At 38.6% G+C, this 13208-nt stretch carries 13 protein-coding genes; 7 read left to right on the top strand and 6 right to left on the bottom strand.

Annotation, left to right across the window (positions count from 1 at the left end; translation table 11 throughout):
* Nucleotides 1-381 precede the first annotated feature (381 nt).
* Nucleotides 382-774 (bottom strand): transposase, encoded by a 393-nt coding sequence (locus tag ACYQ3P_RS06030; protein ID WP_460176154.1) that lies wholly within the window; start codon nt 772-774, stop codon nt 382-384.
* 25 nt (nt 775-799) lie between these two features.
* Complete coding sequence (locus ACYQ3P_RS06025; RefSeq protein WP_460177039.1) at nt 800-1396, bottom strand: IS110 family transposase; 597 nt, start codon at nt 1394-1396, stop codon at nt 800-802.
* A 476-nt stretch (nt 1397-1872) separates the two neighbouring features.
* Between ACYQ3P_RS06025 and ACYQ3P_RS06020 the strand changes: the two genes are divergently transcribed.
* The 7 genes from ACYQ3P_RS06020 to ACYQ3P_RS05990 all read left to right on the top strand — a co-directional run bounded on the left by ACYQ3P_RS06020 (nt 1873) and on the right by ACYQ3P_RS05990 (nt 8863).
* Nucleotides 1873-3090 carry an aspartate kinase gene (locus ACYQ3P_RS06020; protein WP_460177038.1) on the top strand — a complete coding sequence of 406 codons (1218 nt, stop codon included), beginning with the start codon at nt 1873-1875 and terminating at the stop codon, nt 3088-3090.
* Nucleotides 3090-4271: a bifunctional glutamate N-acetyltransferase/amino-acid acetyltransferase ArgJ gene (gene argJ, locus ACYQ3P_RS06015; protein WP_460177037.1), complete on the top strand. Its 1182-nt coding sequence runs from the start codon at nt 3090-3092 to the stop codon at nt 4269-4271. The genes ACYQ3P_RS06020 and argJ overlap by 1 nt, the downstream gene beginning before the upstream one ends.
* A 293-nt stretch (nt 4272-4564) precedes the next feature.
* Nucleotides 4565-4867, top strand: a complete 303-nt coding sequence (gene clpS / locus ACYQ3P_RS06010) for an ATP-dependent Clp protease adapter ClpS (RefSeq protein WP_460177036.1) — start codon at nt 4565-4567, stop codon at nt 4865-4867.
* Complete coding sequence (clpA, locus tag ACYQ3P_RS06005; RefSeq protein WP_460177035.1) at nt 4860-7076, top strand: ATP-dependent Clp protease ATP-binding subunit ClpA; 2217 nt, start codon at nt 4860-4862, stop codon at nt 7074-7076. The genes clpS and clpA overlap by 8 nt, the downstream gene beginning before the upstream one ends.
* The gene (gene aat, locus ACYQ3P_RS06000; RefSeq protein WP_460177034.1) at nt 7057-7800 is read left to right on the top strand and encodes a leucyl/phenylalanyl-tRNA--protein transferase; all 744 of its coding nucleotides are present in this window, start codon (nt 7057-7059) and stop codon (nt 7798-7800) included. Before clpA ends, aat begins: the two co-directional genes overlap by 20 nt.
* Complete coding sequence (locus tag ACYQ3P_RS05995) at nt 7797-8474, top strand: HAD family hydrolase (RefSeq protein ID WP_460177033.1); 678 nt, start codon at nt 7797-7799, stop codon at nt 8472-8474. The genes aat and ACYQ3P_RS05995 overlap by 4 nt, the downstream gene beginning before the upstream one ends.
* Nucleotides 8475-8482: 8 nt before the next feature.
* Nucleotides 8483-8863 carry a peptide chain release factor family protein gene (locus ACYQ3P_RS05990; RefSeq protein WP_460177032.1) on the top strand — a complete coding sequence of 127 codons (381 nt, stop codon included), beginning with the start codon at nt 8483-8485 and terminating at the stop codon, nt 8861-8863.
* A gap of 26 nt (nt 8864-8889) precedes the next feature.
* Here ACYQ3P_RS05990 and ACYQ3P_RS05985 read toward each other — a convergent pair whose 3' ends face one another.
* From ACYQ3P_RS05985 to atpA, 4 genes are read right to left on the bottom strand one after another with little or no spacing between them, the layout of a single operon-like run.
* Nucleotides 8890-9312, bottom strand: a complete 423-nt coding sequence (locus ACYQ3P_RS05985) for a F0F1 ATP synthase subunit epsilon (protein WP_460177031.1) — start codon at nt 9310-9312, stop codon at nt 8890-8892.
* 15 nt (nt 9313-9327) lie between these two features.
* A complete protein-coding gene (gene atpD, locus ACYQ3P_RS05980; protein ID WP_460177030.1) occupies nt 9328-10749 on the bottom strand; it encodes a F0F1 ATP synthase subunit beta in 1422 nt (473 codons plus the stop codon).
* 31 nt (nt 10750-10780) lie between these two features.
* The gene (gene atpG, locus ACYQ3P_RS05975) at nt 10781-11668 is read right to left on the bottom strand and encodes an ATP synthase F1 subunit gamma (protein ID WP_460177029.1); all 888 of its coding nucleotides are present in this window, start codon (nt 11666-11668) and stop codon (nt 10781-10783) included.
* A 31-nt stretch (nt 11669-11699) separates the two neighbouring features.
* Nucleotides 11700-13208, bottom strand: coding sequence for a F0F1 ATP synthase subunit alpha (gene atpA / locus ACYQ3P_RS05970; RefSeq protein WP_460177028.1), 1509 nt, complete (start codon nt 13206-13208; stop codon nt 11700-11702).

Here is a 13208-nt window from a genome sequence, read left to right as displayed (position 1 = left end):
TCGTCCTTGTTTTCCCGATGCTTATTTTTTAGTAACTGCGAGCCCGATACCCATTTTATTCGTCATCGCGAGCCCTGAAAGGGCGTGGCAATCTCAGAGATTGCTTCGTCGCTGTCACTCCTCGCAATGACAGGGAAGGGGTCATTGCGAGCCTGCCGTCAAGTGGCTGTGTCATAACCCCTTTTTTGTCAGATTTTTCTCCTCAAGGCTTTTTAAAACACATTGAAAATTCTACAAAATTTTTGCAAAAAGCAGACTGATTTAAGAGAATTGGGAGATTGCGACACAGCCACCTTTGGGAGCGGTAGCGTAGCAATCTCACCTTTTTTGCAACGGAGAGATTGCGAGCCTCACCTTCGGTGAGGCTCGCAATGTTCCGTGTTAATTTGTCAAGTATTTTTTTCCATTCATTGCAATTTCTTCATTGTATGGTATCCCACTTTTTAAAACTCCATATACCTGCCTTATTAGTTTATGGGCTACTGCTATCAATGCCTGCATCTTGCTCTTGCCCCTTTGTATCATCCTCTCATACAATGCTTTGCATGCCTTATTATATCTCATCGCTGACATCGCTGCCATATACAATATCTTCCTTATATATGCACTCCCCTTCTTCTGTATCCTCCCCTTTTTCTTTACACTCTTGCCCGATTCATATACTCTCGGGCTTATCCCTATATAACTGCCTACTGCCTTTACTCTGTCAAAATTTTCAAAACATCCAAGCATTGATACTGCTATGCATGCTGTCCTCTTGCCAACTCCAGGCACACTCTCCGCTAACTTTATCTGTTTCTCATAACTGGCCTACCGCCAATTCTTCCAATTCCTTCTCCATCTTCTGTATTGTTTCCTCTGCATTTTTTATGAGCTCGTTAAAATTTTCTATTACTGTATCTACCATTATCGGTTCATATCTTAATGCTTCTCTTTGATTCTTTAAACAATTAAGATGTTTCTGAATCTTCGCAAGGCAAGTTAATAGTATCTTAATCTTCCGCTGGGGTTCATCCATTGGCTTAAATAATCTTATCTCTTCGCAAATCTCCACACACTCAGCTATCACTGCAGAGTCTATTTTGTCTGTCTTCGCTCTATTAAACTTTGCATCCGCAAGTTTCTTTGTCTGCAGCGGATTCAAAATTGCTACCTTATACCCTTGCTCATATAAGGCATGGGCTAATTTTAAATGATAAACCCCTGTATGTTCCATAACAACCAGTATATCCTCTTTACAGCAGTCAGGTAGCTCCTTTTTCAAAGCCTTATGCAACTGCTCTGCATGATTCTTTAGATTGAAAGAAGCTCTTTTACCTTTACCTCTTTCCCTGATTGTTACTGCTATGGTATCCTTTGCCACATCTACTCCAACTATGAACTTCTCTTTTGTCATTTCTCTTCCTCCATTTGATTTTTTTGTTTTTCTTCCCTTATCCTATCATCGTGGGAACTCATTCAGGCTGTCTGAGCCTAATGTTCCGTTCAGGCTTAAGGGAAGGGAGAAGGTGGTGGACAACATTGCGAACGGTCTTTAAGACCTATGACAAATCGTCCTTGCCCACCTTCTTTCTTCCTTTTATTTTAACTTATCCCTGTTTAGTGTCCATATATTTATCATACGATGACTAATAAGAGCGTCATAGCGATGACTTCCATTTTTTGACATTGCGAGCGAATCAATCACCAAAATTGCCACACATCACCTTCGTTTGATCGCAATGATAGCAAAAAATGTTTATTTTTCAAAAGTTTTTAGTAATTTTTAGATTTTTATCGCCATTTTTCGGTTAGACCCAAAAAACTATTGTAAAATTCCAGTTAATTTTTACATAATAATAAAATTCTATTAAATCCACGGAGGAAAGGCAAATGCTTATTGTTCAGAAATATGGAGGAACTTCAGTTGCAAACATTGAACGAATAAAAGCTGTAGCTGAAAGAGTTTCAAAAACAGCTAAAGAAGGACACAAAGTTGTAGTTGTCGTCTCTGCTATGGCTGGAGAAACAGATAAACTCATAGGACTTGCCCATCAAGTATGCCCAGACCCTCCTGAAAGGGAGATGGATTTGCTACTTTCATCTGGCGAAAGAGTTACATCTGCCTTAACAGCAATGGCATTGCATGGATTAGGGCACAAGGCCATTGCACTGACAGGAAGGCAAATGGGAATTATTACAGATGCGGTTCACACAAAAGCCAAAATAGAAAGAATTATTGCTACAAGGGCAGTAAAAGCTTTAGAGGCAGGATATATTGTTGTGGTCGCAGGATTTCAGGGAATTACAGAAGAAGAGGATGTAACAACACTTGGCAGAGGAGGTTCAGACCTTACAGCAGTTGCAATTGCTGCTGCCTTAAATGCAGATCTTTGCGAAATTTATACAGATGTAGACGGAGTTTATACAGCAGACCCTAATATTGTACCCAATGCTAAAAAACTTGAAAAAATTTCCTATGAAGAGATGCTTGAACTTGCCTCTCTTGGTGCAAAAGTGCTTCAGACCCGTTCAGTTGAATTTGCGATGAAGTATAATGTGCCAGTTGTAGTGCGTTCAAGCTTTAATTATAATCCAGGAACATTAGTTACAAAGGAGGATAAAGACATGGAAAAAGTAGTCGTGTCAGGAATTGCACATGATAAAAATCAGGCAAAAATTACTATTCTAAAAGTACCTGACAAGCCAGGAATTGCTGCAAAGCTTTTCAGAACCATTGCAGATGCCAATATTGTTGTTGATATGATAGTGCAAAACATTAGTGCCGATGGAAAAGCCACAGATATTTCATTTACTGTGCCCAAAACAGATGCCAAAAAAGCCCTTGAAATTACAGAGAAATTAAGCAAAGAGCTTGGTGCAAAGAAAGTCTTACTCAACGAAGGCATTGCCAAAATATCAATCGTAGGTGTTGGCATGAGAACACATTCTGGTGTTGCAGCTCAAATGTTTGAAGCATTGGCAAATCATGGCATAAACATTATGGCAATAAGCACATCAGAAATAAAGATATCCTGCTTGATTGATGCAAAATACACAGAGCTTGCTGTAAGAGTATTGCATGATACATTTAAGTTAGGTGAGCAGTAATGGAAGTTCCATCCCCAAAAGGCTACTTATACTCTGTTACAAAGGCAGGTATAAAATATCCTGACAGGTATGATTTAGCACTTGTTTATTCAAAAAAGCCTGCTCAAATTGCAGGAGTATTTACCACAAATCAGATAAAAGCAGCACCAGTAAAGATTTGCATGAAAAGAATAAAGTCAGGATTAGGGCAGGCAATTATTTTAAACAGCGGAAATGCAAATGCCTGTACAGGTAAAAAGGGCATTGAAGATGCCTTGAAAATAACTGAAAAACTTGCTGAGAAATTAACAATTAACAAAGAACATGTTTATCCCCTATCTACTGGAGTAATTGGCATGGAAATGCCTATGGAAAAGATTATACCTGCCCTTGATGAAGTTGTCTCAGGTCTTGGTAAATCTGAACCTTTACAGGTTGCTCAGGCTATTATGACAACAGATACTTTCCCTAAACTCTCGTATAGACAAATTAAAAGCGGAAGTCATGTAGTAACAATTCTTGGAATATGCAAGGGTGCAGGAATGATAGCTCCAAATATGGCTACAATGCTATGCATGATTTTAACTGATGCCAAAATAGAAGCCCCTGACCTTAAAGTGCTCCTGAGAAATGCAGTTTCTCAAAGCTTCAACTGTATAACTGTTGATGGAGACATGTCAACAAATGATACTGTAATTATGCTTGCAAACGGAGAATCAGATTGTAGAATTGAGAAAAAAACATCTTTATGGGGACAATTCAGAGATGCATTAAATGAAGTCTGCCTTGAGCTTTCAAAGATGATTGTAAAGGACGGAGAAGGAGCCACTAAATTTATTACAGTTAATGTCAAAGGAGCCAAAACAGCTCAGGATGCAAGAAAAATAGCAAAGGCAGTTGCAAATTCTCCACTTGTTAAAACAGCCTTTTATGGTGAAGACCCAAACTGGGGAAGAATAATAGCTGCAGTTGGTTATGCAGGAGTTCCTGTCAAGGAAGAAAAGATTGAAATTTCAATAAATAACATCCTCCTCTTTGACAAAGGCACTCCAACACTTAGGGAAAATGAACTTGAAAGTGCCCTAAAAGGTAAAGAAATTGACATTCAGATTAATCTAAATCTCGGCAAGGCGGATGCGAGAATTTATACCACAGACTTATCAGAGGAATATGTAAGGATAAATTCAGCCTACAGGACTTAGAAAAAATCACCGAAGCCGACGAAGAACACTTTTTCCGTCATTGCGAGCCTCACTGATTTTTTTTGTCATCATATGTTAGATATATGGACATTGCGAGAGAATTTATTTCTGAGGCTATACTTTCTTTTTATGAGATTGCCACGCCTGCCTGTCGGCAGGCTTGCGACAGCAAGCCGAAGTGATCTCGTAGATTGATTCGCACCTTTAGTGTTTGCAATAACAAAAAAGAGTGTTCACAGTGATAAAAGTCTATACTCTTGAGAACTCTATCTTACATTGCTTAATATTAAATTATGGAAGAGAAAATTTACATAGAACAACATGAAGAGACCTCATTAGACGAACCTGACCTTTATAAAGTATATCTTCTCAATGATGATTATACAACCATGGATTTTGTTGTTCATGTCTTAATGACAATATTTGACAAATCAAAAATAGAGGCTACTTCTATAATGTTGCATGTTCATAGAAATGGCAAAGGATTAGCTGGCATCTATCCAAAGGAAATTGCAGAGACAAAAGTATACCAAGTTGAAAAACTTGCAAGAAGTCGTGGATTCCCATTAAAATGCATTATAGAGAAAGATGATTAATAAAGATTTACAAATAATAATCACAGCAACAATTGAAGATGCTATCGAAAGGGGACATGATTACCTTACAGTAGAGCATCTTCTTTATGCAATTTTGCATGATGAATTTGGTTCAGAAATTATTAAAAATTGCGGTGCTGACACAGAAGCAATAAAGCAAAATCTTGAAAAATTCTTTGAGCAAAACATTCCAAAAAAGAAAAACAGGGGCTACGCCCAGCCAACTTTAGCATTTCAAAGGGTAATGGAAAGAACTATTGATCATGTAAAGTCAGCTGAAAAGAAAGAAGCAGATGCAGGAGACCTCCTTGCTTCTATCTTTCTTGAAGAAGACACTTATGCAGTAAGACTTCTTAAATCCTATGGAATAACAAGGATTGATATTTTAAACTACATATCCCATGGAATTTCAAAAACAGGCTTTGAAGAGACTATTCAGAAGGAAAACAAAAAAATTGATCCTTTAAAAACATTTACGATTGAACTCACTGAAAAGGCAAGAAAGGGAGAGATAGATCCAATCATAGGTCGTCAGCAAGAAATTGAGAGAATTGTTCAGGTTTTAATCAGAAGGAGAAAAAATAATGTAATTTTAGTTGGCGAACCGGGAGTAGGAAAAACTGCTCTTGTTGAAGGACTTGCTCTTAAAATCGCTAAAGGTGAAGTACCTGATTACCTTCAGGATTTTAAAATCTATGCCCTTGATATGGGTTCTCTACTCGCTGGAACAAAATACAGAGGTGATTTTGAAGCCCGAATGAAAGCTCTTATAAATTCACTTTATCGTATAAAAAATTGCATACTTTTCATAGATGAAATTCACACAATTGTAGGCGCAGGCTCTGCAAGTGGAAGCACTATTGATGCTGCAAATCTCCTAAAACCTGTACTAATTGAAGGGAAAATTAGATGCATTGGAGCAACTACATACGAAGAATATAGAAACTACTTTGAGAAAGACCGTGCTCTGTCAAGAAGATTTCAAAAGATAGATGTTGTTGAGCCAAACGAAGAGGAAACCTTTGAAATCTTAAAGGGTCTGAAAAACTATTATGAACAACATCACGGAGTAACATACACAGATGAAGCTTTGAAAGCAGCGGCAACTCTCTCATCAAGATATATAAATGACAGATTTTTACCAGATAAAGCCATAGATGTCATTGACGAGGCTGGAGCTATCGTAAGACTGTACCATGAAAACAAGGTTGTTGATGAAAAAATTATTGAACAAACTATATCAAAGATAGCAAGAATACCTTCACAGGAAGTCACAACAAACGATAAAGATAAACTTAAAAACATTGAAGATGAGCTTAAGTCTGTAATCTTTGGACAGGATGAAGCAATTGAGGCTGTTGTTAGAGTAATAAAGCTTGCAAAGGCTGGTTTAAAAGAAATTCAAAAGCCTATAGGATGCTTTCTATTTACAGGACCTACAGGAGTTGGTAAGACTGAATTAGCTAAACAGCTCGCCCAAAAACTCGGTATTTACTTCCTCCGCTATGATATGAGTGAATACATGGAAAAACACTCAGTAGCAAAGCTCATTGGTGCACCTCCCGGATATATTGGATTTGAACAGGGAGGACTTTTAACCGAACAAATAAGAAAAAATCCTCATTCCGTTCTTCTGCTTGACGAGATTGAAAAGGCTCACGAGGACATTTGTAATATTTTACTTCAGATTATGGACTATGGAACTTTAACTGACAACACTGGAAGAAAAGCTGATTTTAGAAATGTAATACTCATCATGACTTCAAATCTTGGAGCAAGGGAAGTAGAAAAGCCTATTATTGGCTTTGGCGACAGAACTGCGGATCAACTAAGAAAAAGCAAAGAAGCTGTGGATAGAGTTTTCAGCCCTGAATTCAGAAACCGTTTGGACGCAATAGTCACATTTAATCCTTTGCCAGAGAAAATCGTAATAAAAATTGTTGAAAAATTTATAAAAGAGCTAAACGAACAACTTGCGAATAAAAATATTAAAATAAAGCTTACTGAAAAGGCAAAAAAATGGATTGCAAATAAAGGCTTTGATTCAAAATTTGGCGCAAGACCTCTTCAAAGGGTTATTCAAAGGGAAATTAAATCACCCCTTGTTGAGGAAATATTATTTGGCAAACTTTCCTCAGGAGGAGATGTTTTAATTGACATAGTCAAAGATTCAATTAAATTTAAAATAAATGCCAATATTCCTGCTTAATGAAAAGCCAATTTTCCCAAATCCTGAGTTATCAGAGCCTGATGGTTTACTGGCAGTCGGAGGAGATTTAAGCCCAGAACGTCTAATAGTTGCCTACAAATCTGGAATTTTTCCTTGGTATAGCGAGCCACCAATTGCATGGTGGTCTCCTTCTCTGCGACCCATTATTTTTCCAAGACTCTTTGCCTTTTCAAGAAGCCTTTATCAAACCCTTAAAAAAGGAACTTTTCAGGTTACCTTTGACCAAGACTTTCAAGGCGTTATAGAAGGTTGTTCTTCTACACCAAGAAAAGACTCCATTGGCACATGGATTACTCCAGAAATGAAAAAGGCATATATAGAGCTACACAGTCTTGGTTATGCTCATTCTGTTGAGGTATGGAAAGAAGGAAATCTCGTTGGAGGACTTTATGGTGTTTTAATAGGGAAATCTTTTTCCGGTGAATCAATGTTTTCCCTCGTCCGAGATGCATCAAAAGTTGCTCTTTCATGCCTTATTGAATTTGCAATTAAAAATGATCTTTACTTTATAGACTGTCAGGTAACCAATGAGCATCTACTAAGAATGGGAGCAATTGAAATTCCCAGACCTGTTTTCTTGAAAATACTGGATGAAGCTACCACAAAAGATTTTATAATAAAAAGATGGGCGAGAGATGATCATTCCACCATTAACACAGCTTTTTTTCTTAAAGACAAACTCATAAAAAGGAGAAGACTATGAAGCTTTTACTTTTTGATATAGACGGAACATTAATAAGTGCTGGAGGAGCTGGAACAAGATCACTAAACAAAGCCTTTGAAAAGGTTTTAGGCATTAGAGATGCCTTCAAAAATTTTGAAATGGCAGGAAAGACTGATGTGCAAATCATCAAAGAAGGACTAAAAATTCATGGCAAAGAACCATCCTCAAGTCTGATAAATGAATTGATAGAAAATTATCTTGAATTTCTGCAGATAGAAATAAAAAACAATTCAAAGCATATAAAACCCGGCGTTTTAGAGTTTATAAATTTTAATCTTGAGAAATTCTCCTATCCCATGGGACTTCTTACTGGAAATCTTGAAAGAGGTGCAAGAATAAAACTTGATCCCTTTGGATTAAATCCGATACTTCCATTCGGTGCATTTGGAAGCGACCATGAAGACAGAAACTCACTGTTACCAATCGCTGTAGATAGATTTTTAAAGAAATTTAGCAAAACTATAAACTATCATCAGTGTATTGTTATCGGTGATACTCCAAGAGATGTGATCTGTGCAAAAATACACGGAGCTAAAGTTATAGCTGTTGCTACAGGACCTTATAGCTTCCAAGAGCTTTCTAACACTGATGCCGATGTTGTTGTTGAAAACTTATCGCAGATTGAAAAAATACTGCCTCTGCTTTCAAATTAATAAATCAGATGGGAAAGTTTCCTGTAACAGAGAGAAAAGAAAAAGAATTACTTAATGAAATGGAGCAACTGGGAATCAAAGAAACAGATATTGAAGAAAAGTTTATCAGATGCTCTGGACATGGAGGGCAGAAGGTAAACAAAACCTCCACAGGAGTTTATCTTAGGCATATACCAACAGGAATTGAAATCAAATGCACTAAAGAACGTTCTCAGGGATTAAATAGATTTTTCGCAAGAAGATTACTCGTTGAAAAAATCAGAGAATTTTACGGCTTGCCTACTGAAAGAACAAAGGAAATAGAAAAGGCAAGAAAGCGAAAACAAAGAAGTAAAAGGCGAAATAAAGAAAAGGGAGAGGAAAAACCTTCCTCTCCCTTATTTGATTAAATTTTCTTAAGTCTATTTTACTACAACTATTTTGCTACAAGCCTTGTTGCAAGCTGAATTCTTGTTGTTGCTCTTACAAGGGCTGCTTGCGCTCTTTCTACATCAATATCCTGTTCTCCTGCCTGTGCTCTGCGAAGTCTTTCTTCAGCCCTCGCCAATGCAGCCTTTGCTCTTTCAACATCAATTTCCTCTATTCTTTCAGCACTTCCAACCAAAACAAGCACCCTATCATTTAATACTTCGCAATACCCGCGATTGATAAATACATAATGCGTTTGTCCATCTTTTTTGTATGATAGGGAGCCAATTCTAAGGGCAGTCATAAACGCACAGTGCCCGGGAAATACTCCAAAATCACCCTCTGCTCCTGTTGCATAAACCTCATCAACTTCTTCGTTTATTAATTCTCCATATGGAGTTATGACTTCTAACTTCAACTTATTCTCCATTCCTCACTCCTTTAATTAGACCTGTCTTGTATAGCCAAGCTTCTTAGCCTTCTCCTCCACCTCTTCTATTGGTCCAACCATGTAAAATGCCTGCTCTGGCAGGTCGTCATATTTACCATCAAGGATTGCCTTAAAGCCCTTAATTGTCTCATCAAGCTTGACATATTTACCTGGAGTTCCTGTAAATGTTTCTGCAACATGGAATGGCTGGCTAAGGAATCTCTGAAGTTTTCTTGCCCTTGCAACTGTTAATTTATCATCTTCAGAAAGTTCCTCTATACCAAGAATTGCAATGATATCCTGCAATTCTTTGTATCTCTGGAGAACTGCCTGAACTCCACGGGCAACCTGATAGTGCTCATCTCCAATTATTCTTGGATCAAGGATTCGGCTTGTTGAGTCAAGAGGGTCAACTGCAGGATAGATTCCAAGCTCTGCAATCTGACGGGAGAGAACGACAGTTCCATCAAGGTGAGCAAAAACTGCTGCAACTGCAGGGTCTGTCAAGTCGTCTGCAGGAACATAAATTGCCTGCATGGATGTAATGGAGCCTTTGGCAGTTGTTGTAATTCTTTCCTGCAAAGCACCCATCTCTGTTGAAAGTGTTGGCTGATAACCGACTGCGGAAGGCATTCTTCCAAGAAGTGCGGAAACCTCAGAACCAGCAAGTGTATATCTGAATATGTTATCAATAAAGATAAGAACATCCTGTCCCTGATCTCTGAAGTACTCGGCAACTGTCAATGCTGAAAGAGCTACTCTTGCTCTAACTCCAGGTGGCTCGTTCATCTGTCCGTAAACAAGCGCAACCTGGGGTAAAACTCCAGAATGCTTCATCTCAAGATATAAGTCATTTCCTTCACGGGTTCTTTCTCCAACTCCTGCAAAGACCGAAACTCCACCATGCTTCATTGCAATATTGTGAATCATCTCCATAATAATAACTGTCTTTCCAACTCCTGCACCACCGAACATTCCCATTTTACCGCCTCTGACAAATGGAACAAGAAGGTCAAAGACTTTAACACCTGTCTCAAACTGTTGTGTTGTTGGAGACTGGTCTGTAAACTCGGGAGCTGTTCTATGTATAGGATATTTTTCTTGTGCCTGAATTGGTCCCTGTTCATCAACAGGCTCGCCTAAGACATTAATAATCCTGCCAAGAACAGGTTTACCAACTGGAATTGAAATTGGTGCTCCAGTGTCAACAACCTTCATTCCTCTAACTAAACCATCTGTTGAACCCATTGCAATTGTTCTTACTCTTTTTTCTCCAAGATGCATGGCAACTTCAAGAGTAAGGTGAATCTCTGGAATTCCTTTAGCTGGATCGCCAGGTTCATCTATTCTTAACGCATTCAGAACCTCTGGCAGCTTTTCTTCAAACTCACAGTCAACGACTGTTCCGATAACCTGTACTATTTTACCAACGTTCATAAGTTAAAACCTCCTTTATTCTTTATTAAAATTACCCTTCACTCTGTTTTAAAGCCTCAACGCCGCCGACAATATCCATCAACTCAGTTGTAATAGATGCTTGTCTTACCTTATTAGCAATCAATGTTGTCTTTCTAATCAACTCTTCGCAGTTCTTGGTAGCATTATCCATAGCTGTCATTCTTGCTGCTTCCTCTGCTGCTTGGGATTCTAAAAGGGCTCTGTAAATCTGAATTTCAATGTATATTGGAAGCAGCATTTCAAAGAGCTCTGGAGCTCTTGGCTCGTATGTGAACGGAATAAATGCAGGCTGCTCAGAAGGCTCTGCATCTATTTTTCCAATTGGTAGTAATTTGTTAATCACAACTCTTTGAGCTATAACTGACTTGAATTCATTAAAAATAACAACCACTTCATCAACAGCCTCTGACACATAATCATTTATGAGTTCTTGAGTAATCATCTGGGCATGGGAATACTGAAGCTTTCCAGAAATTCCAGTCCAAACATTTTTAAGGGCAAAGTCTCTTCTCTTAAAGTAATCTCTTGCCTTCCTTCCAACTACAGAAAGGACAATATTTAGTCCTTGCTCTTTGAGTCTGTTTATTTCTTTATGGGCTGCCCTTAATAAATTTGTATTAAAGGCACCACAAAGCCCCTTGTCAGAGGTGATGACAAGAATTTCTACAGTTTTAATTGGTCTTCTTAACAGTATTGGAGGTACATCACCCCTCATTTCTGCAGCTCCTGCAAGATCTGCAAGAACCTGCTGCATCTTTGTTGCGTAGGGTCTGTACCTTAGCATACTGTCTTGAACTTTGCGAAGTTTAGCCGCTGCCACCATTTTCATGGCAGAGGTGATCTTTTTTGTTCCCTGTATTGCCTTTATCTTCTTTCTTATATCTCTTAATGATGGCATTTAACAGCTCCTACCTTGGAATTTTTATTAATTAAGGCTGGAATGTCTTTTTAAATTCTAATATAGCATCGGTTATCTTCTGTTTAAGGGTATCATCAAGCTCTTTCTTCTCCCTTATTTCTTTTCTCAGGTCTTCCTTCTGGCTTCTGATGAAGCTTAAGAAGCCCTTTTCAAATGGCTTAATTGCTGATAATGGATACTCATCAAGATGTCCCTGAGTACCAGCAAATATAAGCATTACCTGATCCTCAACAGGCATTGGTTCATATTGATCCTGTTTGAGGAGCTCAACCATTCTCTGTCCTCTTTCAAGCAATGCTCTTGTAGCTTTATCCAAATCTGCTGCAAACTGAGCAAATGCAGCAAGCTCTCTGTACTGTGCAAGGTCAAGTCTTAACATTCCTGCAACCTGCTTCATTGCCTTAATCTGGGCTGCACCACCGACACGGCTGACTGAAAGACCGACATTAATAGCTGGACGAACACCAGCATAGAAAAGCTCTGGCTCAAGGTATATCTGTCCGTCTGTAATTGAGATGACGTTTGTTGGAATATAACCTGAGACGTCACCTGCCTGTGTTTCAATAACTGGTAATGCTGTAAGAGAACCACCGCCTTCTGCATCAGAAAGTTTTGCTGCTCTTTCAAGCAATCTTGAGTGTAGATAGAAGACATCGCCTGGGTATGCTTCTCTTCCTGGAGGACGTCTCAAAATCAAGGAAACTTGTCTATATGCATAAGCTTGTTTTGTTAAGTCGTCATAGCAAACAAGTGCATGCATACCTTTGTCTCTGAAGTATTCACCCATTGCACAGCCAACATATGGTGCAAGATACTGCATGGATGCAGGCTCAGAAGCTGTTGCTGCAACAACTATTGTATAGTCCATAGCACCGTATTTTCTCAATGTCTCAACAACTTGAACTACACTCTGCCTTCTCTGTCCGCATGCAACGTATATACAAATACAATTCTGACCCTTTTGGTTAATTATTGTGTCAAGCAAGATAGCTGTTTTTCCTGTCTGACGGTCGCCAATGATGAGCTCTCTCTGTCCTCTACCTATTGGAATCATTGCATCAACTGCTTTAATTCCTGTCTGGAGAGGCTCTTTAACTGGTTGACGTTTAATAATTCCCGGTGCAATAACATCAACTTTTCTGAAGTTTTTCGCATTGATTGGTCCTTTGCCATCAATTGGCATACCGATGGCATTAACTACTCTACCAATGAGCTCCTCGCCAACAGGTGTTTCCATAACCCTGCCTGTTCTCTTAACAATATCACCCTCTTTTACAAGTCTGTCATCACCGAAGAGGATTGCACCGACATTGTCCTCTTCAAGGTTAAGAGCCATTCCATAAACACCATTTGGGAGCTCAAGCATCTCTGATGCCATACAATTGTCCAATCCATAAATTCTTGCAACTCCGTCACCAACTGATGTAACAATTCCTACCTCGCTGACATCAGCCTTTTTCTCAAAGTCTGCAATCTGCTTCTTAAGGTACTCACTAATTTCTTCCATCTTAAGTTCCAT

This window comes from Thermodesulfovibrio hydrogeniphilus (assembly GCF_054657355.1).
Note: the sequence above shows the minus strand (reverse complement) of the source record. Positions and strands in the feature narration are given on the sequence as shown.

Coding starts and splice junctions, on each gene's coding strand:
- ACYQ3P_RS06025 (WP_460177039.1), bottom strand. CDS start 1,396: ATGACAAAAGAGAAGTTCATAGTTGGAGTAGATGTGGCAAAGGATACC.
- ACYQ3P_RS06020 (WP_460177038.1), top strand. CDS start 1,873: ATGCTTATTGTTCAGAAATATGGAGGAACTTCAGTTGCAAACATTGAA.
- argJ (WP_460177037.1), top strand. CDS start 3,090: ATGGAAGTTCCATCCCCAAAAGGCTACTTATACTCTGTTACAAAGGCA.
- clpS (WP_460177036.1), top strand. CDS start 4,565: ATGGAAGAGAAAATTTACATAGAACAACATGAAGAGACCTCATTAGAC.
- clpA (WP_460177035.1), top strand. CDS start 4,860: ATGATTAATAAAGATTTACAAATAATAATCACAGCAACAATTGAAGAT.
- aat (WP_460177034.1), top strand. CDS start 7,057: ATGCCAATATTCCTGCTTAATGAAAAGCCAATTTTCCCAAATCCTGAG.
- ACYQ3P_RS05995 (WP_460177033.1), top strand. CDS start 7,797: ATGAAGCTTTTACTTTTTGATATAGACGGAACATTAATAAGTGCTGGA.
- ACYQ3P_RS05990 (WP_460177032.1), top strand. CDS start 8,483: ATGGGAAAGTTTCCTGTAACAGAGAGAAAAGAAAAAGAATTACTTAAT.
- ACYQ3P_RS05985 (WP_460177031.1), bottom strand. CDS start 9,312: ATGGAGAATAAGTTGAAGTTAGAAGTCATAACTCCATATGGAGAATTA.
- atpD (WP_460177030.1), bottom strand. CDS start 10,749: ATGAACGTTGGTAAAATAGTACAGGTTATCGGAACAGTCGTTGACTGT.
- atpG (WP_460177029.1), bottom strand. CDS start 11,668: ATGCCATCATTAAGAGATATAAGAAAGAAGATAAAGGCAATACAGGGA.
- atpA (WP_460177028.1), bottom strand. CDS start 13,208: ATGGAACTTAAGATGGAAGAAATTAGTGAGTACCTTAAGAAGCAGATT.